Source organism: Methyloversatilis sp. XJ19-13, from assembly GCF_024580155.1.
In the GTDB taxonomy this organism is placed as follows: Bacteria; Pseudomonadota; Gammaproteobacteria; order Burkholderiales; family Rhodocyclaceae; genus Methyloversatilis.
The window spans coordinates 1-25,292 of sequence record NZ_JANINH010000012.1 but is presented as its reverse complement, the minus strand read 5'-3'; the positions used below and the strand labels follow the sequence as shown (position 1 = coordinate 25,292).

29 protein-coding genes and 2 pseudogenes are annotated in these 25,292 nt (G+C 63.0%); 17 read left to right on the top strand and 14 right to left on the bottom strand.

Annotated features, from left to right (window positions below):
* Positions 1 to 14 precede the first annotated feature (14 nt).
* Complete coding sequence (locus NMQ14_RS14730; protein ID WP_257097332.1) at positions 15 to 431, bottom strand: MAPEG family protein; 417 nt, start codon at positions 429 to 431, stop codon at positions 15 to 17.
* Between the two features lie 113 nt (positions 432 to 544).
* Here NMQ14_RS14730 and NMQ14_RS14725 point away from each other — a divergent pair, with 113 nt between their 5' ends.
* Entirely contained in the window at positions 545 to 1,621 is a 1,077-nt protein-coding gene (locus NMQ14_RS14725; RefSeq protein WP_257097331.1) for a GlxA family transcriptional regulator, read from the top strand.
* Positions 1,622 to 1,636: 15 nt separating this feature from the next.
* On the opposite strand, the gene NMQ14_RS14720 is transcribed toward NMQ14_RS14725, so the two are convergent.
* Complete coding sequence (locus NMQ14_RS14720; RefSeq protein WP_257097329.1) at positions 1,637 to 2,521, bottom strand: helix-turn-helix domain-containing protein; 885 nt, start codon at positions 2,519 to 2,521, stop codon at positions 1,637 to 1,639.
* Between the two features lie 219 nt (positions 2,522 to 2,740).
* Between NMQ14_RS14720 and NMQ14_RS14715 the strand changes: the two genes are divergently transcribed.
* Both NMQ14_RS14715 and NMQ14_RS14710 read left to right on the top strand, forming a co-directional pair.
* Positions 2,741 to 3,508: a nuclear transport factor 2 family protein gene (locus NMQ14_RS14715; protein WP_257097327.1), complete on the top strand. Its 768-nt coding sequence runs from the start codon at positions 2,741 to 2,743 to the stop codon at positions 3,506 to 3,508.
* Between the two features lie 214 nt (positions 3,509 to 3,722).
* Positions 3,723 to 4,613, top strand: a complete 891-nt coding sequence (locus NMQ14_RS14710) for a PEP-CTERM sorting domain-containing protein (protein ID WP_257097326.1) — start codon at positions 3,723 to 3,725, stop codon at positions 4,611 to 4,613.
* Positions 4,614 to 4,752: 139 nt separating this feature from the next.
* On the opposite strand, the gene NMQ14_RS14705 is transcribed toward NMQ14_RS14710, so the two are convergent.
* From NMQ14_RS14705 to NMQ14_RS14670, 8 genes are all read right to left on the bottom strand, one after another.
* Positions 4,753 to 5,367 (bottom strand): glutathione S-transferase family protein, encoded by a 615-nt coding sequence (locus tag NMQ14_RS14705; protein WP_257097323.1) that lies wholly within the window; start codon positions 5,365 to 5,367, stop codon positions 4,753 to 4,755.
* A 174-nt stretch (positions 5,368 to 5,541) separates the two neighbouring features.
* The gene (locus NMQ14_RS14700) at positions 5,542 to 6,048 is read right to left on the bottom strand and encodes a DUF1566 domain-containing protein (RefSeq protein WP_257097321.1); all 507 of its coding nucleotides are present in this window, start codon (positions 6,046 to 6,048) and stop codon (positions 5,542 to 5,544) included.
* Positions 6,045 to 6,539, bottom strand: a complete 495-nt coding sequence (locus NMQ14_RS14695) for a DUF1566 domain-containing protein (protein ID WP_257097320.1) — start codon at positions 6,537 to 6,539, stop codon at positions 6,045 to 6,047. The genes NMQ14_RS14700 and NMQ14_RS14695 overlap by 4 nt, the downstream gene beginning before the upstream one ends.
* Before the next feature lie 25 nt (positions 6,540 to 6,564).
* Complete coding sequence (locus tag NMQ14_RS19850) at positions 6,565 to 7,794, bottom strand: HupE/UreJ family protein (RefSeq protein WP_257097319.1); 1,230 nt, start codon at positions 7,792 to 7,794, stop codon at positions 6,565 to 6,567.
* Positions 7,795 to 7,895: 101 nt separating this feature from the next.
* Positions 7,896 to 9,035: a PEP-CTERM sorting domain-containing protein gene (locus tag NMQ14_RS14685; protein WP_257097318.1), complete on the bottom strand. Its 1,140-nt coding sequence runs from the start codon at positions 9,033 to 9,035 to the stop codon at positions 7,896 to 7,898.
* 40 nt (positions 9,036 to 9,075) lie between these two features.
* Entirely contained in the window at positions 9,076 to 12,015 is a 2,940-nt protein-coding gene (locus NMQ14_RS14680; RefSeq protein ID WP_257097313.1) for a fibronectin type III domain-containing protein, read from the bottom strand.
* Positions 12,016 to 12,311: 296 nt separating this feature from the next.
* Complete coding sequence (locus tag NMQ14_RS14675; protein WP_257097311.1) at positions 12,312 to 13,343, bottom strand: alpha/beta fold hydrolase; 1,032 nt, start codon at positions 13,341 to 13,343, stop codon at positions 12,312 to 12,314.
* A 423-nt stretch (positions 13,344 to 13,766) separates the two neighbouring features.
* Positions 13,767 to 14,342: a hypothetical protein gene (locus NMQ14_RS14670; protein ID WP_257097309.1), complete on the bottom strand. Its 576-nt coding sequence runs from the start codon at positions 14,340 to 14,342 to the stop codon at positions 13,767 to 13,769.
* A gap of 109 nt (positions 14,343 to 14,451) precedes the next feature.
* On the opposite strand from NMQ14_RS14670, the gene NMQ14_RS14665 reads away from it, so the two are divergent.
* Positions 14,452 to 14,580 carry a hypothetical protein gene (locus NMQ14_RS14665; protein WP_257097307.1) on the top strand — a complete coding sequence of 43 codons (129 nt, stop codon included), beginning with the start codon at positions 14,452 to 14,454 and terminating at the stop codon, positions 14,578 to 14,580.
* A gap of 90 nt (positions 14,581 to 14,670) precedes the next feature.
* Here the strand turns inward: NMQ14_RS14665 and NMQ14_RS14660 are convergent, their stop codons facing one another.
* The 3 genes from NMQ14_RS14660 to NMQ14_RS14650 form a co-directional block, all read right to left on the bottom strand.
* Positions 14,671 to 14,952, bottom strand: a complete 282-nt coding sequence (locus tag NMQ14_RS14660; protein WP_257097305.1) for a type II toxin-antitoxin system RelE/ParE family toxin — start codon at positions 14,950 to 14,952, stop codon at positions 14,671 to 14,673.
* A 13-nt stretch (positions 14,953 to 14,965) separates the two neighbouring features.
* Complete coding sequence (locus tag NMQ14_RS14655; RefSeq protein WP_257097303.1) at positions 14,966 to 15,247, bottom strand: CopG family ribbon-helix-helix protein; 282 nt, start codon at positions 15,245 to 15,247, stop codon at positions 14,966 to 14,968.
* A gap of 120 nt (positions 15,248 to 15,367) precedes the next feature.
* Positions 15,368 to 16,213: a DUF817 domain-containing protein gene (locus NMQ14_RS14650; RefSeq protein WP_257097301.1), complete on the bottom strand. Its 846-nt coding sequence runs from the start codon at positions 16,211 to 16,213 to the stop codon at positions 15,368 to 15,370.
* Between the two features lie 857 nt (positions 16,214 to 17,070).
* Here NMQ14_RS14650 and NMQ14_RS14645 point away from each other — a divergent pair.
* The 13 genes and pseudogenes from NMQ14_RS14645 (at position 17,071) to NMQ14_RS14585 (ending at position 24,691) form a co-directional block, all read left to right on the top strand.
* Entirely contained in the window at positions 17,071 to 17,721 is a 651-nt protein-coding gene (locus NMQ14_RS14645; RefSeq protein ID WP_257097299.1) for a PEP-CTERM sorting domain-containing protein, read from the top strand.
* A 348-nt stretch (positions 17,722 to 18,069) separates the two neighbouring features.
* Positions 18,070 to 18,570 carry a hypothetical protein gene (locus NMQ14_RS14640; RefSeq protein WP_257097297.1) on the top strand — a complete coding sequence of 167 codons (501 nt, stop codon included), beginning with the start codon at positions 18,070 to 18,072 and terminating at the stop codon, positions 18,568 to 18,570.
* Positions 18,567 to 18,722: a hypothetical protein gene (locus NMQ14_RS14635; RefSeq protein ID WP_257097295.1), complete on the top strand. Its 156-nt coding sequence runs from the start codon at positions 18,567 to 18,569 to the stop codon at positions 18,720 to 18,722. Before NMQ14_RS14640 ends, NMQ14_RS14635 begins: the two co-directional genes overlap by 4 nt.
* A 53-nt stretch (positions 18,723 to 18,775) precedes the next feature.
* Positions 18,776 to 19,942 (top strand): DUF2167 domain-containing protein, encoded by a 1,167-nt coding sequence (locus tag NMQ14_RS14630; protein WP_257097293.1) that lies wholly within the window; start codon positions 18,776 to 18,778, stop codon positions 19,940 to 19,942.
* Positions 19,939 to 20,649: a site-2 protease family protein gene (locus NMQ14_RS14625; RefSeq protein WP_257097291.1), complete on the top strand. Its 711-nt coding sequence runs from the start codon at positions 19,939 to 19,941 to the stop codon at positions 20,647 to 20,649. The genes NMQ14_RS14630 and NMQ14_RS14625 overlap by 4 nt, the downstream gene beginning before the upstream one ends.
* A gap of 186 nt (positions 20,650 to 20,835) precedes the next feature.
* Positions 20,836 to 21,048, top strand: a complete 213-nt coding sequence (locus NMQ14_RS14620) for a DNA-binding protein (RefSeq protein ID WP_257097289.1) — start codon at positions 20,836 to 20,838, stop codon at positions 21,046 to 21,048.
* Between the two features lie 20 nt (positions 21,049 to 21,068).
* Positions 21,069 to 21,260 carry a hypothetical protein gene (locus NMQ14_RS14615; RefSeq protein ID WP_257097287.1) on the top strand — a complete coding sequence of 64 codons (192 nt, stop codon included), beginning with the start codon at positions 21,069 to 21,071 and terminating at the stop codon, positions 21,258 to 21,260.
* 22 nt (positions 21,261 to 21,282) lie between these two features.
* On the top strand, positions 21,283 to 21,516 hold the full coding sequence (locus tag NMQ14_RS14610) for a type II toxin-antitoxin system Phd/YefM family antitoxin (protein WP_257097285.1): 234 nt from the start codon (positions 21,283 to 21,285) through the stop codon (positions 21,514 to 21,516).
* Entirely contained in the window at positions 21,513 to 21,911 is a 399-nt protein-coding gene (locus NMQ14_RS14605) for a type II toxin-antitoxin system VapC family toxin (protein WP_257097283.1), read from the top strand. The genes NMQ14_RS14610 and NMQ14_RS14605 overlap by 4 nt, the downstream gene beginning before the upstream one ends.
* A 486-nt stretch (positions 21,912 to 22,397) precedes the next feature.
* Positions 22,398 to 23,297: a PEP-CTERM sorting domain-containing protein gene (locus NMQ14_RS14600; protein ID WP_257097280.1), complete on the top strand. Its 900-nt coding sequence runs from the start codon at positions 22,398 to 22,400 to the stop codon at positions 23,295 to 23,297.
* A 187-nt stretch (positions 23,298 to 23,484) separates the two neighbouring features.
* A pseudogene (locus NMQ14_RS14595) lies at positions 23,485 to 23,598 on the top strand (DUF4160 domain-containing protein); the annotation flags it as partial.
* A 62-nt stretch (positions 23,599 to 23,660) separates the two neighbouring features.
* On the top strand, positions 23,661 to 23,981 hold the full coding sequence (locus NMQ14_RS14590) for a DUF2442 domain-containing protein (RefSeq protein WP_257097278.1): 321 nt from the start codon (positions 23,661 to 23,663) through the stop codon (positions 23,979 to 23,981).
* Between the two features lie 92 nt (positions 23,982 to 24,073).
* Positions 24,074 to 24,691, top strand: a complete 618-nt coding sequence (locus NMQ14_RS14585; RefSeq protein WP_257097276.1) for a PEP-CTERM sorting domain-containing protein — start codon at positions 24,074 to 24,076, stop codon at positions 24,689 to 24,691.
* 74 nt (positions 24,692 to 24,765) lie between these two features.
* On the opposite strand, the pseudogene NMQ14_RS14580 reads toward NMQ14_RS14585, so the two are convergent.
* Positions 24,766 to 25,137, bottom strand: a pseudogene (locus NMQ14_RS14580) (IS3 family transposase); the annotation flags it as partial.
* Between the last annotated feature and the right edge of the window lie 155 nt (positions 25,138 to 25,292).

The window sequence follows — 25,292 nt, the reverse complement described above, 5'->3', positions numbered from 1 at the left end:
ATTCTCTCCGGTCGTCATTGCACGGCCCCCCACAGCAGGCGCACGGCCCAGGTCGTCAGCAGCGCGATCTGGACCAGCATGAACAGGAAGCGCAGGCGGATCACCCGCCGACGGCCCGAGCCCAGGTGCGTCACCGTCTGGCCGACCCGTGCGGCGAAGACCCACAGCGCCGTCGGGTCGGTGATGTCGGCGTGGCCGCTCAGCGCTGCGGTGACGACCAGCACGCCGAATACCGGCAGGTTTTCGCAGCAGTTCGCGTGCGCCCGGCACAGCCGGCCGGAGAACGGCGACACGTCATCGCCGGCCGGGGAGAAGGCGTCGGCCGAGCGCTGGCGCGTGATGACCAGGGTGGCGCGCAGTGCCGCGATCATCATCAAGAGCAGCAGGGTCAGGGCGGCGTACAGCAGCGCAGCCAGCAGTGAGGGCGACATGGATGTGGCTCCTTGAAGTCATGGGCAGGCGGTGGATCAGGCCTCCATGCTGAGGCCGTGCGGCTTCGCCATCGAGTGTCCATATCGACATCTAACGAGCTAATATGGACATCATGAAAACAGCCGTACTGATCCTGCCCGGCGTACTGGACATCAGTCTGGGTATCACGCTCGACGTGATGAACACCGCCAATCGCCTGTGCGTGCTGGCGGACCGGCCACCCCTGTTCGACATCACGCTGGCCGGCACCGGACGGCGGCGCGAGCGCAGCGGGTCGGGGCTCGAAGTCGGGCCGCTCGAGCGCATGGCCGATCTGCCGCCGCCCGAGCTGCTGTTGCTGCCGGGCGCCAATCGCGCTTCGCGCAGCGAGCTTGAAGGCTGGCTGGCGACGCGCGAAGTCGTGAAGGCGATGGACCGGGCGGGCGGCTGGCTCGGCGCCGGCACCGAAGTGGCGGCGTCCTGCGTCAGCACCTTTGCGCTGGCGCAGGCCGGCCTGCTCGACGGCCGCGTCGCCACGACGAGCTGGTGGCTGGCGCCGTGGTTCCGCGAGCGCTTTCCGCGCGTCGATCTCGACATGGCGCGCATGGTGGTGCGTGACGGCGCCATCAGCACGGCCGGCGCCGCGCTGGCCCAGGCCGACCTGATGCTCGCACTGGTGGCCCGCCACGGTTCCGACGAACTGGCGCGCCGTTGCGCGCGCTTCCTGATGCTCGATCACCGCGTGTCGCAGAGCCAATACGCGATCGCCTCGCATCTGGTCTGCCAGACCCCGACGCTGCAGCGCGCCGACCGCTGGCTGCAGACGCACCTCACCGAACCGGTCACGCTCGCCCTGCTGGCCGATGCGCTGCACATGACGCCGCGCACGCTGAGCCGGCACTTCGCATCCGCGGTCGGCATGTCGCCGATCCAGTACGTGCAGAAACTGCGCGTCGAGCGCGCGACGCAGCTACTCGAAACCGGCCGCGCGTCGATCGAGTCGGTGGCGGCACAAGTGGGTTATGCGGATGCGTCGATGCTGCGCAAGCTGCTGCGGCGCGAACACGGCGTGACGCCGCACGGAATCCGGCCCCGGTCGCGCCGGGCGTCGGCCGCCGGCACCGCCCATCCTGACCGCCGTCCTGATGATCAACCGGCCCGTGCGCACGCGACACCGGAGGCGCCCTGCGAGCCCGGGACGTCGCGCTGACCGGCGCGACCGTGTTCAGGCGGCCGGACCGTAGCGTCTTCGAAACGCATCCGGTGTCATGCCCACGACGCGCTTGAAGAACTTGAGGAAATTGGTGGGCTCGGAAAAGCCCAGCGCCTCACCGATGGCCGTCGTCGTCGCACCGGTATGCACCAGCAAGCGTTGCGCCTCGAGCGCCGTGCGGCGATCGATGAATGCCTTCGCCGACACGCCGACGCGCTCGAGGCAGACGCGCGACAGCGTGCTGGGCGACACCCGCAGTCGCCGGGCGATCGCTTCCACCGTCGGCCGGGTGCTGACCGAAGCATCCAGATCACGCTGCAAGCGCTGGAACAGGCGTTCCTGCGCGGTGCGCGCAGGCGCGGCGATGCGTGCGGCACGGCTCAGCAACACCATCAGGCTCAGGAACAATTCGCGCGCCAGCCGCGCACTGACGTCATCGACGCGATCCCGGTCGAGCTGGCGTTCGAGCACGCGCGTGAGCGCTTCGCCGTCGCGCTGATCCTCGGCGGACAACACGAACGCAGCCGGCCACTCGTCGATCTGCAGCAACTGGAAGGCCGGGTCGGCCAGCGCGCTGGCGGCCAGTTGCGCCAGCCGGGTGTCCACCAGCAGCAGCAGGCCGTGCACATCCGGATGCAGGCGCCACTGCTGCACCTGACCGGGGCGCACGACCACCACGGCGCCCGGCGCCAGTCGCACCGGCTGGAAGTCGATCAGGTGTTCGCAGGTCCCCTCGCTGATCAGCAGAACGATCAGGAAGTCGACGCGCTCCGCTTCGGCCAGCCGATCGGCCGTCACCCGGCTGCGCAGGTCGTCGAGGCTGAGCACCTCAACGCCGATTTCCGACAGGCGGGCGTTATCGAAATGGGTATCGCGGACCTGCGCCGTCGTGTTCATGCGTGCATCCAGAATTTTTCCGATGCGCGATTTTGACCATAACTTGCCGGATCGCAACCTCGGCGTTTCGCAGGCATCCGGACAGACTGCGTGTTCGATGACAACCCAGCATCTACGCCAATGAAAAGCCCCCGCCTTGCCCATGCCACCGCCGCGGTCGCCGCAGCGATCGTCCTGACCGGCTGTGCCGGCTCACACACTTCGAAGGAGAAAGTCACCATGACCACCGACCGCAAGACTCAAGTTGTCGCCCTGCTCAAGGCAATCGAAACCGGTGAATCAGCGCCGGTTGCCGTCATCAATCCGGACCATTACGTGCAGCACAACCTCGCCGTGGCCGACGGCCTCGCCGGATTCGGCGCCGCACTTGCCGCGCTGCCCGCAGGGTCCGCCCGGGTGAACACGGTGCGTGTCTTCGAGGACGGCGACTACGTGTTCACCCACACCGACTACAACTTCTTCGGCCCGAAGATCGGTTTCGACATTTTCCGCTTCGAGAATGGCCGCATCGTCGAGCACTGGGACAACCTGCAGCCGACGCCTGCCGCGCCCAACCTGAGCGGGCGCACGATGATCGACGGTCCGACCGCGATCATCGACCTCGACCGGACCGACGCCAACAAGAAACTGGTGGCGGCCTTCGTCGACGACGTGCTGGTCAACGGCCGCCTTGATCGCCTGGCCGCCTACTTCGACGGTGACCACTACCGCCAGCACAATCCGCAGATCGCCGACGGCCTGAGTGGGCTCGGCACGGCGCTCGAAGGCCTGGCCAGGGCGGGCATCACCTTGAAGTACCACACGGTCCACAAGGTGCTGGGCGAAGGCAACTTCGTGCTGACGGTCAGCGAAGGCGAGTTTGCCGGCAAGCCGACCGCGTACTACGACCTCTTCCGGGTGGAGAACGGCAGGATCGCCGAACACTGGGACACGCTGGAAACCATTCCGCCGCGCACCGAGTGGAAGAACGGCAACGGCAAGTTCTGACGCGCGGGCGTCGGCCTTCAGGACGGCGTGCCCGGTCGGAAACGGCTCGCCGCGCGCCGTCACTCACCGTCGTCGAAATTTTTTACATGCAGACGGCTTCGCGCAACTGTCTTTTCGCAAGCCATTGAAAATAAAACTCTTCAGTCGAAAGGCACGCCTGATGCTTGACACAAATTAACAGTTCAGCACCGATAATCACATGATGGAGGCAATCATGTCGACACGATGGATTTTCAGAAGCCTGGCCGGTTTGCTGCTGACCGTCGCGGTGCCCGCTGCAATGGCCCAGGCGCAGCTGACCGTAACCCTCAGCAATGTATTCGTGCAGTGGCAGGGATCTGCGCCCGCCGGAACAGACCCTGACCCGCTGTTTGTCGAGCGGGACCACGGCATCGCCACGGATGCCACGACGCGCGGGCGCAGCGCGCTGGCCGATGGCCGCATGCAGGCCTACTCCAGCTCGTTCAACTACCCCGAAGGCACGGTCGCCTCGTACGCCGGCATCACCGTCAGTTTCGAAAACACCGGCACCGCTCCGCTGGTGCTGGCGGCCGGCGACCTGCGCGCGAATCTCGACGTCAGCATGTTGCGCATCGCGGGTGTCGGGCCGGGAGGCAACGCCGGGAACACCGTCATCGGCGTGCTGGGCGGCCAGTTACCGGGCGTCGGCGGCGGCGCCGCACGGCTGGACTATCAGCATTTCGATCGCGACGGCGGGCGGCCGCCGATCATCAACGTGAACGAGATCGAGACCGGAGGTTTTGTCGTGGTGCCCGCGATCGATCCCTTCGGTCTGGCCCTGAGCGCCACGTTGAGCGCACCGGCCTTCACCGTGGGCGTGGGCCAGTCATTCCAGGTACAGGCGCTGCTGCAGCAATGGTCCAGCGCCGGGAACAGCGACACCATGAGCTGGTTCGCCGAAACCGACGGCTACTTCGGCGGCAATGGCCTGCAGCTCTTTCTTGATCTTCCGGCGGGCGTAACCGTGATCAGCCCGGTGCCGCTGACCTGGGTGGCAGCGGCGGTGCCCGAGCCGACAACGCTGTCGCTGATGCTGGCCGGTCTGGTGGTGGTGATGTGCAGGCGCCCGCGCGGCACTGCCTGACGGAGCGACACCTCGCAGCGGGGTGCGCAAGCGCTGAGGTGTCTTGCGAATCACGACATCTTGCTCATTTCTTGCAGCACCACGCTTTTGCGAGGGCGTCTAACCGCACGCGCTGCGTCTGATGTTTCCTGCGGTGGTCTCAGCGATACCCCTCTTCGCGCAGCACGCTGGCTACGACCGGCCGGGCACGCATGCGTTCGTAGTGCGCCCGGCAGTTCGGCGGCAGATCGATGCCGCAGTGGCCGGCCCAGAACTCGACGTAGAACAGCGCGGCATCGGCGATGCAGAAGTCGCCCGCCAGTTCGCGCAGGCGCGGCAGTTGCGCGTCGACGATGGCGAACGCCTGGTCGACGATTTCCCGCCCGCGCGCCTGCACTGCCTCGTGCTGCGCGGGGTCGGTGGCGAACTTGTCGGGGGCGAAGATGCGCGCGAAGCCCTGACCGTGCAGCGTGGCGACGACGTAGTCCATCACTTCGAGCACACGGGTTTCGCCTTCCGCGTCGGTGGGCAGCAACTTCGACTTCGGGTGGGTGCGCGCAAGCCACCAGGCGATGGACTGGAACTCGGTCAGCGCGCTGCCATCGTCGCGCACCAGTGTCGGAATCGTGGATTTCGGATTGATGGCGACATAGTCCGGCGCGAGATGGTCGCCGGCGGGAATGCTGACGATCCAGGCCTCGAAAGGCAGCTCCAGCGTCTCGAGCAGGATGTGGATGCCGGTCGTGCACGAGCCGGGGGTCATGTAGAACTTCATGGGACGATGCCGGAGAGTGTCGGATGTCGACATCGAAGCAAGAAGCGCGCAATGCGCGGTCGACGTGCCATCGCCCTCACCACAGCGCAGTTCATGGATGCCGTGATTACGATGCATCGCGGGAGTATCCGGACGCACTACGCACCGGAATTTCGGGGGAACACACCCGTCGAATCACTTTTGCGGCAGCCCGCCTTCCGGCCTGCGCACGATCAGTCTGACGGCGCGCGCGTCCCCGCGATAGCAACTGTCTGCGCGGCTTTCGTCGCAGGACACGCCCCACACCGCGGCCTCCTCACGATCGCCCAGTGCCCAGTAGCCGGTGTCCGGTGCGTCGGGAAAGGCCGTGGTGTCGCTGATGGACACGAGGTCGGCCCCGTAAAGCGTTCGCAATTCGGCGAGTAAGGGCAGGCGCCAGGCGCCAGATTCGAGCTGCCGCGCTTCGGCGAACCACACCTTCTTCGCAATGCCCACGCAGCCGAGATCGGCATCCCAGCGCTGGCCGAGGCTGCAGCGCTGCCAACTCAGGCCGGTCAGGCGGTCGACGACGATGTCCGCCTGCGCGATGAAGCGGGCGCCGCTGTCCGGCGCGCCGGGCTGGCCGGGCTGGCCGGCTGAAGGCTGGCTGGCGGCCACGATGCAGAACGCGACCACGCTGCGCCAGTGGCCGACAGTGTTCATTGCTTGCGCGCCGCCGGCCAGCGACCGCTGCGCACCAGCCGCACGCTGTCCCGGTTGGTGCGGGGCGGGAAGTAGTGGTTGGCGATGCCGTTCTCGAAATAGACGTACCAGGACAGCGAGGTGTCGCGGTCTCCGGTGGCCCAGAAGTAGGCGGGCGGCGTGTCAGGAAACATGGCGCTGTCTATCGTGGGCTTGCGCCCCTTCACGACGATGGATGTCAGCTCGTCCAGCGTGGGCACGCGCCAGCCGTCGGCTTCCAGCGCCTTCGCCTCGTCGAAGGTCAGGCGCAGGACTTCACCGATGCAGCGTTCTTTTCCGTCCCAGCGCTGGCCGTGGCTGCAGCGCTGCCAGGTCAGATCGGTCTTGCGGTCATAGACCACGTCACCACGTGCTTCCAGCATGGCGGCGCGCGACGCCGGTTCGGCCGCGCTGGCGCTACCGGCGATGAGGGTGAGAGCAGTCAGCAGCAGTCGCAAGGGCCAGGCGGGCATTGGCAATCCTCGATGGGTTCGATTGTCAGATACGGTTAACGAACATCACGGCGCCGGTGCCGGCGACCGCCAGCGATGCCAGTGCGGACAGCAGTCCGCCCCAGGACAGCCGGCGCCACAGCAGCACGAGCGGCAGCGTGGCGGCGATGATGGCCAGCTGGCCGGCTTCGACGCCCACGTTGAAGTAGAGCAGCGAACCGAGCAGGTCTTCGCGCAGACCCATTTCGCGCAGCACATAGCTGAAGCCCACGCCGTGGATCAGGCCGAAGGCGAACACCAGGGCGGCACGGCGCAGCGCCGGGCCGGCGCCGTCTTCGCGAAAGCGCAGCAGCTGTTTCCGGCGCAGCACCCACAGGTTTTCGAGGCCGATGTAGAGAATGGTCAGCGCGATCAGCGGCTCGGTGAGGCTGGACGGAAAGTCCACCAGGCCCAGCGTGGACAGACCCAGCGTGACCGAATGCGCCAGCGTGAACGACGTGACGAGCAGTAGCAGGCGGCGCCACGAATGCGTGACCAGCACGAGGCCGACGACGAACAGGACGTGGTCGAGCCCGAGGAAGATGTGCTTGAGTCCGAGCGTGATGAAGCCCGGGTCGAGCTGTTCCAGCGTGATGCCGCCCAGGCTGGCGGCGGGTTCGACCACCCTGGGCAGGGTGTCCTCGCCGCCGGCGAGCGCGTCCTTGAGTCCGCGGTTGGGGTCGGCGTCGAAGAAGCCGTTCGCCAGCGGCTTGCCCCACTGCGCGAGCAGCGTTGCAACCGGTATGGACAGCGTCCGGTTCTCGACGGTGAAGCGCATGCGCTGGCGCTGGCCGGCCATGAACACGCGGACGAAGTTCTCGTGGTCGGCCCAGCGTTCGAAGAACAGGCCGTAGCCGATGGACAGCTCGTCCACGCCGTGGGGGCAGGCGTACGTAAGCTGATACTGATAGGACGGCAGATTGTCCAGTGCGCGGGCGCGTGCATGGGTGATCAGGCAGCGTTCACCGGCGGCGCGGATCGACCAGCCGTCGCGCACGACGGCGAGGTAGTCCGGCGGCGGCGCGACCTCGCCCTGTCCGGGCACGGCGTTCAGTTCGAGCAGGCTGTCTGAGGGCAGCGTGTAGAGAATGCGGATGCCGGTGGCGGTGATCTGGATGGAGGTGTCCGTGAAGCCGCTGATGTGGGCCAGCGCGGCGGTGGGGGCGCACAGCAGCACGAGCAGGAAGCGTGCGTACCGCGACAGCATGGACAGGAGGACGGACAGGGGTTCGATCACGGCGCGACAGGGACAGGTTGGCTGCTTCGTTCGGGAAGCGGATAAAAATGAAGCCGCCCGCGTGAGCGGGCGGCAAAGAGCAACGGGGGGTCGATCGGAAATCAGGCGTTGCGACGGCGCAGGAACAGGATCAGCAGGCCGGCGCCCATCATCAGCCACGTACCGGGTTCGGGCACCAGCGCCACGCTGGTGCGGCCGAACAGGTTCGCGTTTTCGCCATTGAGATAGGTCAGGCCGTGATTCAGGTTGCCCGCGTTCGAATGGATGTCGATGAACACCTCGCCGACGGCCAGGACTTCGAACGTGAGGGTAGCCAGTTGCAGCGACTCCTGACCTTGGTCCGTGATGCTCTCGAACACCGAGCCGGCGACATTCACGTCGTCGAAGAAGGCGCTGTCGTCGTCCCACGGGGCGGCGACGCTGACGTTCGCGAGCTTGAGCAGCGACGTGTCGAAACCGAGGTCGAAACCGAAGGCGAGCAGTTCGTCGGCGCCGTAGACGCCGCCGAACGGCGACATGAGCGCCACGGTGACGTCGAAGGTCGCGCCGATGCCGGCCGTCGTCGGGGCGCTCAGCTGGACGTTGGCCGGCGCCAGGCTCAGCGCCAGGTTGTCGGCGTAGCCGTCGTTGGAGGAGCCGCCAGTACGCGACATCGACAGCTCGACCAGGGCCGACGTGGCGCCCATCGGCACCCAGCCGGCAGATTCCCGGTACAGCATCGCGGTCGCGTTGTCGCGTTCGGAGGCCAGAACCGGGCCGACGCTGTGCGTGCCGATGACGTTGTTCGCGGCATCGAGATAGGTCACGGAAAGCGTGGCGTTGTCGTTCTGCGAGCCGTAGCCGCCGAGCCAGCCGGACAGCGAGAAGTAGGCGCCGGCGCCGTTGATGCTGCCGGACGCGAAGTCGAGGCTGATGGTCTGCGTGCCTCTGGACAGGCCGGCGTAGCCACCGCCGAACAGGTTGGCGCCGCGATCGGCCGGGCCCGGGTCGGTGCTCGTCGGGTAGCCGGCGGGGCCGCCCAGTTCATACGAAATGGCGGTCAGTTCGCCGCTGACGGCCCAGCCCGGCAGCGAGTTGGCGAGGTAGCTGCCGTCACCGCCGGTCGCGCTTTCGGCGCCGCCGTTGAGGATCAGGTTGCTGTTCCATTCGGCGTGCACCTCGGCCGCCATCGGGGCGGTGGCCAGTGCGGCAACCAGCAGCGCGGCGCGCAGTGCGCGGCGGGGAGTGTTGTTCGTTTTCATGCGTTCGGCTCCAGATGTCCTTGAAAGTCAGTGGGCAGCGTCACTGCTGCTTGAAGATCGCGTACCACAGCTTGTAGTCCTGCTGCGTGATGCAGCTGTCGCTGTCGAAGTTGGCCGCGGCAACGTAGCGGCCATCGCCGGCGCAGCTGCCCATCGCCGCGCGCTGGGCGTTGCGGTCGGCCACGTCGACCTTGCCGTCGCCGTTGATGTCGCCCAGCTTCACCACCTTGAAGGCGACGCGGGGCGCGCCCTCGGTGTAGCCGTCGTTGAGCAGGAAGGCGGCGAAGTACTCGCCGGTCGCGAGACCGCTGAAGCTTGCGCTGCCGGACGTAGCGGCGACGTACGTCCATTTGACCGAATTGACGGTGCCCGGCGTCTGACCCTTCCGGTAGATGCCGATCCAGTCCTTCGCGCCGCCCGGGGTGTTGGCCCAGTTCAGCACGACGGCTTCGGTGTCGAAGAACTCGCTCTTCGCGGCGGTCAGGGTGGCCGCCGGCGGCGGCAGTTGCGAATCGCCGACCGAGAACTCGACCCGGTTCGAGACTTCCGTGTAGGAGTCGTTCGTATACATGGCCGCGAAGTAGTTGCCGTCGGCCAGGTCGTCGGTGACGCGCACGCTGCCGCTCGTCTTCCCTTCGAAGTAGTAATAGCCGATCAGCTTGTCGACGCCCGGAGTGTCTCCCAGCTTGAAGATACCGATGTAGTCCTTGGGTATGCCGGGGCCGTCGGCGAAGCTGATGTCGAAGTCTTCGCCCGACTCCAGCGCCCGCTTCGCCATCGTCACCGTGGCGATCCGGTCGCCGACCGAGAAGCCGATGCGGTCGATCAGTTCGAAGTAGCCGTCATTGACGAAGAAGCCGGCGTAGTAATACCCCTTGGCCAGGCCGCTGAAGCTGACGCTGCCACTGACACTCGGCACGTACTTGTACTGGGTGGAGCCGGTCTGCCCGGGGACCTGGCCGACGCGGTAGATGCCGATCCAGTCCTTGGCGCCGCCTTGCGCATTGACCCAGCTGAAGCTGACGGTTTCGCCGACTGCCAGTTCGGTCTTGTCGATGCTGACGACGGGAATGTTGCCGACATAGAAGTTCACCCGGTCGGCGATTTCCGTGTAGCCGTCGTCGGTGAAGAAGGCGGCGTAATACTCGACACCGGCCGTCAGGCCCGAGAACTCGACATGACCATTGGGACCGGACACGTAGGCGAACTTCTGGGAGGTGACGCTGCCGGGCTTCTGGCCGGCCTTGTAGACGCCGATCCAGTCCTTGGGCTTGCCGTAGCCGTTTGCGTAATCGACGCGCACCTTCTCGCCCGGTGCGAATGCCTTCTTCGACAGGCTCAGGGCCGGCGTGCCGGTGGTGCTGCCTTCCACCTTGAAGGACAGGCTGTCCGACCAGGGCGACCACTCCACGTTGCGGTCACGGTGGCGCACGCGCACGAAGTAGTCGCCGTTGGGCAGACCGAACTCGGGCACCACGTACGACATGATGTCCAGCCCGGCGTTGATGTCCACCGGCTCGTAGTCCGGCGCGCCGGTGTCACCGTAGATGTTCTCGTAGTCGCGCACGCTGTCCAGCACGAGATCGGTGAAGCTGTCATTGCGAGAGAACTGGAACTGCGTGGTGTTCAGCTCTTCCGGGAAGGTCGACTCGAAGTCCGAGCTGGTGAAGGTGTAGGGCAGCGTGACCGGACCATCGAGGGTGTTGGTCAGTTGCGGCTTTTCCGGCGCGCCGTGGTTCAGGTTGCGATGGAACTCGTCAGTCTGCCGGCTGGTATAGACGAAGCCGAGCTTGGGATGCGCCTCCGAATATGAGCGGACCGTCATTTCCTTGGTCGCCACGTCGATTTCGACCAGCTGCCAGGTCCAGTTGGCGATCGTCTTCTGGACGTCGTCAAAGTCCTTCTCGGTGGATTGGCCCCAGTACTGGTCCCACGCCGTGCCGCCGGAAATCATGTGGTAGGTGGACCAGTCGCGGGCCTGTCCGCGGGCGTACAGATGGTGATGGCCGGCGACGTTGAGCACGTGCTTGCGCGACATGGACAGGATGGGCATGACCTGGTCGCGGAACCAGCCCGAGATGTCGCCCACGTACTGTTCCGCCTGGTACGGACGGTGCACCACGCTGATGACCCAATCCACTTGCGGGTCGGCGTCGGCGGCGGTGATCACGCTGCGCGCCCATTCCTTCTGCGTGGCCGTGGGGGCTTCGCTGTCGAGGTGGATGAACAGCACGCGACCCACATGGTTGGCGTAGTAGCGCTCATCCGGGCCGGGCGCGTTGCCCTTGTAGTTGATGCCGTCGATGAAGAAGTGCGCCTTCCAGTTGGTCATCCCGTTGTCGTAATAGACCTCGTGATTGCCGATCGTCGTCATGATGGGCACGTTCTTCGACAGCGGCTCGGACTGCCGGAAGTGCAGGTTTTCGTAGTGGTCCAGCGTGCCGACGTCGACCTGGTCGCCGTCGTTGATGACGATGTTGATGACCTCTTCCAGCGGTTGGCCGTACAGCGATTCGATCTTCGCGCGCGCCGCGTTCAGCAACGTCAGGTAGCGGCTCTGGTCACGGATCTGGTGGTCGCCCGCCACGAGGATGCGGTACTTGCCGCTGACCTTCGACGAATCCGGCTGTGTGCGGAAGCGGAACACGTCCGAGACCACGGTGTTGGTGCGCACGCGGTAGTAGTAGAAGGTATCCGGAGCCAGGCCCGACAGCTGGACGCCGTGGAAGAAGTAGTTCGATGACAGCTGCTGGTTCGAGCCGCTGGCCTGCCGGTCGAGCTTGCTCTCCGACGTGCCGTACTCGACGATCGAACCGCCGGACGTCGACGTCTTCCAGCTCACCCAGATGGATGTCGCGGTGGGCGTCTGGAGATAGGGGACCATGTCGGTCGCCCAGGCGGCATTGCATGCGAGGAGTACGGCGGCCAGAACGATGCGGCCATAGAGCCGCGCGATCAGGCTGCGGAAGGGGTGCGTCACGGTAGTGCCCTCGGTCGGAATTCAACGAGGGATGCTGCGGCGGGAGTGTGACGAATGATCAATCGGACCGGGGCCCGTTCCATGAGCCGTTGAGACTATGCGGCGCAGCGCCCTCGGCACCGGTGGCCCGGTTCGGGCAGGCTGACCGGCTCGCGCCGTGCCGGAGGCGCTCGCTGAAGCGACATGCGCCGTGGCATCCACTTGCTGAATTCGCGCCTGCGGTACGGGCACATATCATCGGTGTCCGGCTCGACCATTCAGCCCTCACCAGCATTCAGCTCGCGCAGTGCTGCGAACTACCTGCGGCCGGCCAGCGCCTTGTCCAGCTCCCCGGTGAACACGTCGAAATTCTCGATCTGCGGCAGATGGCCCAGATCCGGAAGCTCGTACAGCACGGCGCCGGGAATGAGCGCGGAGGCGGTCTTGCCGAGCCGGTCGTAGCGCCCCGGTTCGTAGTCGACGCCGGCTCTCATCCAGCCTCGACCGGGGCCGGTGCGATCGCGCGTTCCGATGATCAGGCTGACCGGCACCGACAGGTCACCGAATTCGGTCACGACCGGCTGGGTGAAGATCATGTCGTAGGTCAGCGCATTGACCCACGCCACCTGCGCCTTGTCCGGCCCCTGGAGCTGGCCGACGAGAAAGCGGGTCAGCGCCTCGTAGCGTTCATTCCACTGGCCTGCGTAGTAATTGTCGCGCTGATATCTGGCGATGCCCGCGGCCGTCTGCGCCTGCTCGGCCTTGTAGAAGAAATCGGTGTCCTTGTACTCGGCATACTTCAGGTAGTTTTCCAGGCCGATCGGGTTCACCAGCACCAGTTGCTGCACCGCCTGCGGATACATCAACGCGAAGCGACTGGCCAGCATGCCGCCCATCGAATGCCCGATGACGACCGATCTTTCGATGCCGAGCGACTTCATCAGCGCGCGCGTGTGGCTCGCCAACACGGGAAACGAATACTGGTACTGCATCGGCTTGGACGACTTGCCGAACCCGATCTGGTCGGGCATCAACACGCCATAGCCCTGCTTCTGCAGATGGCGGGCGGTGGACGCCCAGTAATCGGCGTTGAAATTCTTGCCGTGCAACAGCGTGACCACCGGCTTTCCGGCCTCGCCCGGAAGAAAGATGTACGCCATTTCCAGCGACTGGCCCTGCGACGCGATCGGGAAGAACTTCACCGCGAACGCGTATTCGTAGCCGGTCAGCCGGGCATCGTAGGACAGCTTCGAAACGTCTTCAGCCGCACGGTCTTCCGCCGCACGCGCGGGAAGGCAGAGCGGCATCAGCACCGCACACAGCAGGACACTCAGACGTAGCAGGGACACGGCACTCTCCGAAGGGGCAGTCAGACCGACGGTCGACGCGGGGACGCCGGCGCGGTTCCGAGGCAGGGTACATGTTTCGCGCAACGGGCCCGCGCTCGTGTGCTGCCGATGCGCTCGAAGGGAACCGCTTCGCTGGTCACCAGCGGTATCTCGCGCCACGCGCATGACGCCGGGCGCTGCTGCGCTCACGCCAAGCTGCGCGCACTGCACGCTTCTGTGCGGGCTCATGTTGGGCATCGCTGCGCTCACCCCAACCTACGGGATGGATCCGCAAGCAGTCTTGCCTGATTTTGCCAAGCCTTCTAGTTTTGGGGTCATCAGCACGATTTCCTGCCGGGCACGCTGAAGTCCTGCGCAGACGAACAGGTGAGCCAATCAGGACCTATCCGCATGTGCGGGCGATCTTGGTGAAAAAGGGCGGATTTACCGAGTACCCGACCTGGAGCGGTGACCCGTGAGAAGGACAGGTACGGAAAGCGCAAAGAGCATCCAGGGACTGGGCTCGGGAATGGGCGTAACAAATATGTTGGGCGGGATTGCAATCGGAATCTGCAGTCCTTCGTGGATTGCCCAGAACGAGAAAGTGGTGCCATTCGCCCAGGAGCCCTTAAGCACGCCATCTTCGTAGCTGACATTGTTCGCAACAATGTCTGCCCTGGAGTCGGCACCGTGAAAGACGAGCCACCCCAAGCTGTCAGCATCGGTAAGCCGAACGACACTACGGTCGTGCAAGTGAATCCAGCTGATCTCGCCACCATTGATCACAGCAGAAGCATTGTCATGAAGTGTGAGGAAGCTGACCTTGCCGTCAGTGACAAGCAGGCGGGATTGCTCGTAGGCATCCAGGAAGGCCACATCGGCTCCGTCAACCACCTCAGCGAAGTCGGAGAGCCGAAGTCGGACGTCAGCGGTCGGTGCGTCGATCACAATGGCATTTGACGCTTCGCCTGTTCCATATAGAGCAAGGAAGGAGAGGATGGCGGCGAAAAAACGATGCATGGGAAAGATCCAAGCCGAAACGAGAACCACACTTTACCGACGAACTATGACAAATAGCCTTGTTTCCGCGTTACGTCAGGCATCTCAAGCAATCGTCCCGCACTGGAAAATGAGGTCTGACCTTGAGGTTTCCCACGAGCTCGATCTGCCGGGTCTGCGTACCTGGCCACTGACGAACTACCCACATCTCGTGTTCTACATCGAGCGCCCTGACCCTATCGGCGTCTGGCGCGTGTAGCAGGGTCAGCGCGACATCCCCGCCTGGATGCAGGAGACCGGCAAGGCTGTCCGACGGCGCAACCCGCGCGCAGGGACGAAGCCACAGCGCTCAATCCGCGTAATCGCCCTCGCGCTGATGTCTCGCCGCCAGCACGATCGCCATGTGGCGGCCCGCGTCATAGTCATACAGGGCCACGTAACCCGTCCGGTCGTGCGAAATAACCAACTCGCGCAGACCGTGTTCGACCTTGCGGCCGATCAACGGATGCTGGCGCAACAGCGCTAGAACTGACTGCAGCAAGGGAAGCGTTTCTGCAGCCGTCACGGGCGCGTCCGCTTGCAGCAGACATTCGGTCAGCGCGCGCGGCGCCAGAACCAGACGGGTGCTCAATGCAGGTCGGTGCTCAAATCCCCGACGGGTCGGGTTTTCGGGCGGCCTTTCCTTCGGCGCGCGCCTTCAGGTAATCGAACACCTCGTCGGCATCCACCACCAGCCCGTAACGCGCGACCTCTTCCCGCGCCAGCAGCGCATCGGCTACGAAGGCACTGCGACGTTCGGCCAGCTCGGTCTGCAGTTCCAGCGCCTCGACCATGAAGGCATGCGCGGTCTTGCCTGACTGCTGCGCCGCCGCGGCGATGCGCACCTTCAGTTCGTCGGACAGCCTGAGCGTTGCGGTGCTCGTCATTGGCGGTGCTCCCGGAAGAGGTGACACCATGGTTGTACCGACGCACCCGCATCAGCGCGAGCAGCTGGCAGTGCCGGAAATGTTGCTACGTCCCCTGTTGTTGCTCGTCCCCTGTTGTTGCTAAGGCGGCACATGCACGACCGAACGAATATGCTTCAGATTGGCAACCATGGTGAACGACATGATGACCAGCAGCGACCATGCGCCCCACTTGCCGATATGGACTGCCGACCATGCACCCAGCTGGTTCGGATACGCCCAGATGCCGAAGAAGGTGCTGATGTTCTCGGCCAGCCAGATAAAGAATCCGATCAGCAAGAACGCCAGCAGCAGAGGCATGCGGCGCTCGCGGTCGAGCGGGCGGAACACCACCGTCGCGCGCGCATACAGGCCAAGCGCGCAGGCAGCGATGTAGCCACGGAAATCACCGACGTAATGGTGGGTGAAGAAATTCGCGTAGATGAGCAGGGCGACAAGTCCCGCCATCCAGTAGGGAGGGTGGTGCTCGATGCGCAGTGCGAACATTCGCCAGGCCTGGATGATGTAGCTGCCGACAGCGGCGTACATGAAACCGGAGAAGAGCGGCACACCGAACACCTTGGTCCAGGCGAAATCCGGATATGACCATGACTGGATGCCGCCCGAAGTCTTGAATACCTCAAGCGCAAAACCCACGACGTGGAAAAGCGATATCGCCTTCAGTTCGTCCAGCGTCTCCAGCTTCGCCCACACCATCCAGAACTGGATTACCAGCGCCACACCCAGCAGCAGATCATAGCGCGGCACGCCCCACAGCCCGCTGCGCGGCATCAGGAAGACCGCCGCGAAGAACAGGCCCGCGAACAGACAGGCACGCGCTTCTTTCAGCCCGAACCACAGAAACTCAAGTGCAAACCGGGGCAGACCCGCGAGTTCGGGGCGCTCTGGCGGGTTCAGCAAGCGGGTATCGATCGTTCGCGGATGCATCGGTGGCAGGCGTCCGTCGTGTCGGCGGCGCTGCCTTGCGGGCAGAAGTCGCGGGTTTTGAAGCGATGCACCGCACAGCGGCATGGGTGCGGAGGGGATTTTACAGCCTCGAAGACTGCCGCCCGCTCGATGGACGCGCCAGGCCTCTACGTGGCAGCGGGATTTCATGTGCCCGTTTTGATGGACGTCCTGGTTTGCAGCGGATCCGGCGCCTGCCGTGACAATGGCGTCTCGTCCATGCCGGGAAGGGGCCTGGATGAGTACCGAAGGTCCACATCGCCATTGGAACCGATGAACAACCGGGAGCGGCAGACATCCGGACAACATCCAGAGCGGATCAAACCCATGAAGTCATTGGCATTGTGGACAAGCATCTGCCCGCCTCACCCCTGATCGCGCCGGACGACGAACCACGGGCCCCGGACAAGCGGCTGGTCATGCTGGCTGAGCGTTCCGGTGCGGCACATTGGCCTGCGGACCGCTGATCCCGTGCGCCCGGCGGATCATCCGTTTCGGATACTCCGGACTTGTCCCCGGTGCCATTGAGCGGGCAATTCCAGATGTCTGGTCAGGCATTGAGAAAACCACGACAACCCGGCGATCCTTGTACGCAGATCACGCGCTCCCGGGCTGAGCTTGACCGCATTGAGCCTGTGCCCGATTGCGCCGCTCGCCCGGGCAGGCGCACTGCACTGCTTCGGATACATGTCGGAATTTCTTACACCCGGAAGCAGCTGTCCGCATAAATGCCTGTTCCATATGGGGTTCACTTCTGGTGCATTCCTTGCTGGGCCGTGCGTGCGCAGTTTATCATGACAGATCGCACCCATTCTTCATACGACATCCGGACACCACTCATGCCCTTCCTCAAGCACTGCACTCTGGCATCGGCTCTCGTCATCATCAGCGGACTTGCTCAGGCGACAACGCCCACCGTCACCTACGAATTCACCGAATCCTTCGTGGGCGACGTCGTGTACAAGTTCACGCTTCCGCTTCCCTACACGCGACGGGACACGCTGACTCTCGCGGCGGGTGGCAGCAACCTGCCGTCCGCCCTGCAAAGCGAGACACAGCAGACGCTCACGCTCTTCTACGAGTTCTATGCCCCGACGCCGGGCGTGGAACACACGTACTGTTATAACGATGGGGGTTGTGCTCTGAGCGGCGGCAACGCGAACGGCAGCTACACCGCCCTCTACTGGGTGGACTACTACGAGCGGACGGGCATCCAGGGCGAGAACTGGATCGGCGAACGCTATGATTTCGGTGGCACCTTCACATTCACGGGTGGCACCGGTGTGTTTGCAGGCATCACCGGCGGCGGCACGTTCACCGGCCAGGAAACCTATTCTCCGGAAGTGGAGCAGGTCATTTCCAAAACCACGCAGGGCAGCTTTTCGCTGCCGGTGCCCGAGCCGGAAACCTGGGGAATGATGGCCGCCGGACTGGCCCTTGTTGCCGGCATGGCGCGCCGCACACGACAGTCGCCCGCCCGACTGGCCTGATCGATGTGGACGCTGCGGCGGATCAGCGCAGGTCGTGCGCAAGAGTGTTCAGGAAGAGCGGATAACCGACCCCGCTCGCGCCGCGGAAACGGAGGCGGGGGCGGGGGAATCGGACCTGACCCAGAGGCTTCGCCGGAATTCGGGGAAAGAATCCGCCGGCATGTCGAGGCGGCGCACACCGCACACAGCCGCCCTCCCGCATGCAGCCAACGATACTGAACGGCGCTGAAGATTGATGAAATTCGCTGAATTGCGTACGCCAATCCGATAACTGGCGAAAGTGCGCATACCCCGAACGGGATGAGCACAGGGTGTCGCCCGGGCCTCACACCACACCGCGATCACAGGATGATGAACTGGAAATCCTTCGTTGCCGCCGTGCTGATTCTTGCGCTCGGCATCGGAGTTTCCGGCGTCCTCGCGATGCGGTACTACACGGACATCGCCTTCTACTTCACCTCGACGAAGCAGTCGGTGCAGGTCGAACGCGTGCGGGTTCAGGAGGAACGCATAGCCGACCCGGTTCACGCCGCGCACTACCATGACGTCGAGTCCGAACTGCTCATCAGGACGCCGCGCGGCGACCAGCACGCGTTCGAACATTTCAGCGGATCGGCCCCTGCTGCGGCCGCACACATCGCCGCGCTCCGTGCCCTCGAAGGCCGTACCGTCGACGGATATCTGAGCCCGCATGCGCCCCATCACTTCGCGCTGACGCTCGAATTTCCATGGACACGCCTGGGCGCACTGGCGCTCGTGCTGCTTGTGTTGGTCCTGCCCCCGGGCATCGCGATCTGCGTGTATGTCCGCAGTCTGTTTCCGCGACGCGGAGCGCCTGCCCGGTCGTGACAGCCGGGCGCGGGAGGGTGCAGCTGCCGGGCGACTTCCACAAGGACCCGGCCGACCGCATCATCGTCGCCACGGCGCGCAAGTTCGCCGCACCGCTCGTCAGCGCCGACGAAAAGATCAGGAGCCACCCGCACGTGCGGGTGATCTGGTGAAACGGCGTGAGGGCATTCGGGTGCCCGATGCGTAGCGGTAAGCAGGGGCTGCAATGGAGGCGACCGTGCCTGCGTCGTCAGCCTCGGTTGCAGACTGTGCGGGAATGTTGCTACGTCCCCTATTGTTCTTCCCTATTGTTCGTCCAGGCAGTGCAGCGATGGCGCTTGCCCATGCACGCGAAGCATCCGTACCGGACGCGCGTGCCACGCAGCCTGGGAAATTTGATCTGGTCACGCTTACTCGAATTATTCACTTCGCAAGCACGAACACGATCACTATGATGCCCAGATCATCGCCGGACCAAACGAAGAAAGGAATGCCCATGCGTCACGCCCCATTTCGCAGCCTGCTGTTTGCCCTGCTCCTGAGCACCGGTCTCGCCGTCAGTGCCGAACCTGCGCCCACCGCTCTCGAAGCGGAATACAACGCGGCGGTCGACGCCGTCCGTGCCGCCGAGAAAGATGGGCCGACATCGGTCCGCCTCGGCGAACAGGCGACGCTCGACGTGCCCGAGCACTTCGCCTTCGTTCCCGCCGAAGCGGCGGCCAAGCTGATGCACGCCATGGGCAACCAGACCGATGACGGCTTCATGGGCATGGTGATCGGCGACAACATGTCCGGCTTCATCACCGTCCGCTTCGACAAGGCCGGATACATCAAGGACGACGACGCGCGTGACTGGAATTCCGACGAGTTGCTTCAGAACCTCAAGGACGGCACCGAAGCCGGCAACGAGACGCGACGCTCGCAGGGGATTCCCGAATTCACGGTGGACGGCTGGGTCGAGGCCCCGCACTACCAGGCCAGCAGCCATCGCCTGGTATGGTCGGCCCGCCTGCGGGACAAAGAGGCCACGTCCGATCAGGGCAGCCCCGGGGTGAACTACAACACCTACCTGCTGGGTCGCGAAGGCTATGTGTCCATGAACCTGGTGACCGACCTGGCCAGCGTCGAAGCGCAGAAACCGATCGCCCATCAGATGCTCGAGAACCTGCATTTTGCGGATGGCAAGCGCTACGAGGATTTCAATGCCAGCACCGACGACGTGGCTGCCTACGGTCTGGCCGCGCTGGTGGGTGGCGTGGCCGCCAAGAAGCTCGGCTTGCTCGCTACGGTGGGCATTTTCCTGGCCAAGTTCTGGAAGATCGCGCTCATCGCCGTGATCGGCATCGGCGCGGGCATCAAGAAGCTGTTCGGGCGCAAGCAGACGGCGGAATGAAAACGCTGATCGCCCTGCTGCTCGGGGGCGTCAAGCTCGCAAAACTCGGCAAGATCATGACCACCGGCGGCACCATGCTGCTGTCGGTGGTCACCTATGCATGGGTCTTCGGCTGGCGCTATGCGCTGGGCTTTGTCGCCCTGCTGTTCTGTCACGAAATGGGGCATTACGTCGCGGCACGACAGCGGGGCCTGAAGGTCGGCGCACCGACCTTCATTCCCTTCGTGGGCGCCTGGATCGAACTCAAAGAGCAGCCCATGAATGCCGAGACCGAAGCCTACGTGGGCATGGCCGGTCCCCTGGCCGGCACCGCCGCCGCTTTGGCCTGCTACTTTCTCGCACGCAACGAGGGCAGCTCGCTGCTGCTGGCCGTGGCGTACTCGGGCTTCTTCCTGAATCTGTTCAACCTGATCCCGATTCCCCCGCTCGATGGCGGGCGAATGACCGCAGTGATCTCGCGCAAGGTCTGGCTGCTCGGCGCGCCGCTGCTCATCGCCGTATTCTTCTGGCGCCCAAGCCCCCTGCTGATCCTGGTCGCACTGCTCGCGGCGCCCCAGGTGTGGCGCGCACTCAAGGGCGACGACGCCATGCCGCCCGACTACTACGCCTCCGCCTCTGCCGGCACGCGTGCGGAATATGCCTTCATCTACCTGGGCCTGGTCACTTTTCTGGCCGTGATGGCCCATGACGTGCATGAAATGATCTGACACTCTGCGGACGAGAGAGCATGTGGGAATTCAGGCGGAGAACAGGTGACGTGCTCTGGCTGTGCCGTCACTCCATGGCACCACCCGAGAAAACGGAACCACACCGCTGCAGCCATAGTGCTGCTTGCAATGATTGCAGGAGAAACCACACCGCACGCACTGCAATCCCCCGGAGGAGCACCGACCATGGCAAGCAATCTCATCGTCCGGAACGTCGCCCCCGCCATCATCCAGGCCTTGAAGGAAGCGGCCATGGCGCATGGGCGCAGCGCCGAAGCGGAACATCGCGAAATCCTGCGCGCCGCCCTCACCCGCCCCGAGCGACGCAGCCTGAAAGACGTGCTTGCCGCCATGCCCGACCTGGGCACAGACGATGACTTCAACGCCCGTCAAGGCTGATTTGGCTGCTCGGCACCCACGTGATCAGCGAACGGCGCAAGGGCGCACGGGCTGACGCCAGCGTCCTTGCCTTCTTTGCCGCGCTGGATCCGCAGCACATCCATCTGGCGGTCCAGGCCATGGGAGCACTGCGCCGCGGCCTGGAAAACATCCGCGGCCGCGGCGACTTGTTTGTCACCCGATCCGCACCTATCATGACTATGGTTCCGTGACCATGCTCAGAAGAGGCCCGATGTGAGTACCGAAGTATCCAAATCGCAGTTCAAGGCGCGCGCGCTCGAATACTTCCGCGACGTGGAACGCAGCGGCGAATCCCTCATCGTGACCGACCGCGGCGAACCGCGGCTGGAAGTACGCCGTTTCACACCGCAGGCGCGCTCGCCGCTGGACATCCTGCGCGGCTCGGTGCTGCGATACGACCGGCCGACCGAACCGGTGGGCGAAGATGACTGGGACGCCGCGCGGTGATCGTGCTCGATACCCACGCACTGCTGTGGTGGGCCAATGGCGAACGCGCGCAATTGTCCGCCGCCGCAGCGTCGGCCATCGACGCCGAAATGGACGGCGGCCAGATCCTCGTTTCAAGCATGTCGGCCTGGGAACTGGCCATGCTGGTCGAGCGCGGGCGCGTCGCACTGTCGATGGACGTCGCATCCTGGCTGGACACCCTCAGCCGGATCGACGCGGTGCAGATGGTGCCGGTGGACAGCGAAATCGCCGTGAAGAGCGTGCAACTGCCGGGCGACTTCCACAAGGACCCGGCCGACCGCATCATCGTCGCCACCGCGCGCAAGTTCGCCGCGCCGCTGGTCAGCGCCGACGAAAAGATCAGGAGCTACCCGCATGTGCGGGCGATCTGGTGAATCGGCGGGAGGGCACTCGGGTGCCCGATGCGTAGCGGTAAGCAGGGGCTGCAATGGAGGCGACCGTGCGTGCGACGTCAGCCTCGGTTGCAGACTGTGCGGAAATGTTGCTACGTCCACTATTGTTCTGCGGATGAATAAATTGTGGTCTGTCCCCTTTTAACCTAACATATGCCATTCGAGTTCGGAAGTTCCGGAGCCGCACCCGATGTTCAAAAAAAACACAAACTAAAAGAACTGTCAATCACCCAAACAGATCGAAAATTTATGTTGCAGGCTCTCGCAACCGAAACGCATAGCTGGCCATAATATCCATACTCGACTGGCATCGATGATTTCCAACACCTAAAGTCCAGACGACAGAGCTAAATTTCTGAAACGCTTCCACCCAGCAATCAATTTTTGATTTATCTGAAAATTTAGAATATCGACTACGACCACTCGGCACTACGAATTCCTCTCCGAGAAAGAATTGTGGATATCGAGATGAGCCTCCTCTTGCGCATGAAAATGGATAGAAAAATGAAAAACTTGGTTTTGGCTGTCGGCATCGCGGGAGCCTCTGTGGCAGCTCATGCCACTACTGTTCAGGTCGTTATAGAGGTAATTGCACAATCACGACAAATCACCACGCTAAGTCAGGAAACCGGAAATTGGAACGTCACATACGACTATGCGTTCGAACCCAGCCGTTTCGAATACACCGCGCAATTTGATTTAGATAGCCCCTTAGTTGACCAACCGCAGCACGCATGGAGCAATAGTGGTTCAATCTGGTATAGCAACGTGATGTACACCGGTGGAGCAGGCGCTTCCACCACACCCACGCCGTATACAGCAGACTTGACAAACGGATTTCCACCATCAGGAACTGCCGTTTGGCCACTATTTACACAAGCCAGCCAACGACTGACGTCGCCCATCAATCAGGAAGGTGCACAGCCCGTCGACGCTATTGCTTCCTTCAGCACCCTCACCAGATGGGAGACCTTTGGCGAACTGCAACACACGTGGTCGTATGGACGCTCAAGCTTCGTTCAGCTACCCGCAGGCCCGGTTCCCAACGCCGACTTTCGGGTATGGTCTGCTGAGGAATTCATATCTGCAATGCAGGCCAGCGTCGGGACTGTGACTCAAAACTCCTTTAACGAAATGTCCTTTTACGGAGTTTCTCAGGTATACAGCAGCCCATTCGAGGGAACGCGCATCGACATAATGGGTGACACTATGCTGAAGTCCGTCACTGTTGTACCCGAGCCGTCCATCTCAGTATTGATGACACTGGGGCTGATGGCTTTAGCGACTGCGCGGCGAGCGAAGAATTCAAAAAACCCGACGATTTATAGGAATTTAGGGCACACCCATGTTTTCAATGACCGAAACTAAAAATGATGGGCCGTCATAAATTTTTGAATGGCCGGATCGATTTTTCTACTGTGCGGAATGATTGTGACCTGTTCCCACCGGGGAAAATTGGGTCTGACCCCTATTGTTTTTCGGACACCTCACAGGCGTCAGGGGCATAATCCCGGTCCTCCGCACAATCAGCCAGTTCTTCGGTATCGTCATCCAGATGTTCTGGCGCGAACACGCCCCGCCGCATTTCCATGCGCTTTACGCCGAACACGAAGCCCTGATCGACATCGGGACGCTCGAAGTGATCGGCGGCAGCCTGCCGCGCCGGGCACTTGCCTTGACAATCGAATGGGCGATCGAACATCGCACGGAACGGATGGAGGACTGGAAACTGTGTCAATCCAGACAACACCCGAAGCGGATCAAACCACTGGAGCAATCCCCGCCGCGCCCTGGCGGATCAAGGCACTTTCGGTGCTGCCCGACTATCGTCTCGCCGTCACCTTCATGGATGACACGAAGGGCATCGCGGATTTTTCGGCGATTCTGGCTGCCACGGAATGCGGCATGTTCGAAGCGCTCAAGGACCAGTCCTGTTTCGATCAGGCATGCCTGAATCTCGGCGCCGTGACCTGGCCCAACGGGGCGGACATGGACCCGGCGTGGATGTATGAGCAGATTCGGGGAAATAAATTGTGGTCTGTCCCCTTTTAATGCTTGGAAATGACATCCGAGTGCGGAAGCCCTGGTTGCAGTCCTTACCAACCGATGTCATGCTTTCAATCTAACTCACATACAGAGGGCATATGCTTTCCAACATCAGATTTATTGCTGCCGCGTTCTCACTTACCGTTGCGACAATGGCTGCCCACGCGGGGCAGATCTCGTACGAGGAGCTTTCGACCGACGCCAAGCTCGTCACTTTCGAAACGCAGCCCTTAAACTTTGGCCGCCCAGGACCAGTTTTTTCCGGAGGTTTAACCTTCACATCTGGGAATGGATCATTTAGAACCTATCCATCTGGTTCGATCGAGCTTTGCGAAAGCGGCTGCATCATGACCGATGTAGAGCTCGACTATATTTCAGTTGCACTGCCCACACCTGCCGCCCAGGCCGGCGGATTTGTTGGCGTGTACAACGTTCCCAATCATGCTCAGGTGGAGTTTTACTCTAACGACTTACTCTTGGGAACCATTGCTGTCGATACAGCGGCAAATGAAGGAAAATTTGCAGGCTGGGACGCGGGCCAACAACTAATCACATCAGTGCGATTTGTTGACGTTGAGGATCAGCAATTCACGATCACATTAGGCGAGTTTGCCTACAGCCCCACGTCGACTGTTCCTGAGCCGTCAAACGGATTCTTGTTTGCTGTAGGCATACTTGCCTTGCTTGCCTTGCGCAAAGGCAAGCTTCCACAGTAAATACCGACAAGTGGTCATTGAACCGCCCCGGATTTGAACTGACCCCAGAAGTTGGACGGTTGCAATGCCGCCAACTAGGCGGTGTTTCTGAGCCGGTATCCCACTGGGCTAAGCCCTTTCAGTCTGAGCTTTATGCGCTCGTGGTTGTAATAGCGGACGTAATCATCTACGCCCGCTTCAAGCGCATCAAGGCTATTGGGTGCTTCAAGATGGAAATACTCGGCCTTCAGCGTGCCGAAGAAGCTCTCAATTGCCGCGTTGGCAAAGCAGTTGCCCTTACGGCTCATGCTTTGCTTGACTCCACGCTGCGCGAGCATTTCTCGATAGGGTTTCATCTTGTAGTGCCAGCCTTGGTCTGAGTGGACGATCAGTTCCGCGGTACAGGCGATCCGCGAAAGCGCTGCCCGAAGCGTGCTGGAAACCAGCTCAAAGACGGGACGCCTTGCCATTTACCCCAGCCCTTCGTGTCCGACTACTCTCGTCTTTAGTGAGATTTTAGTAAGCGTCCGACCGACACCGTGTTGACGGTCAGAGTTTGATCTTTGCGAGTCGTCGATCGACTTCGGCGATGTCGAAGGCAGCGGGGTCGAAGGTTGAGCCG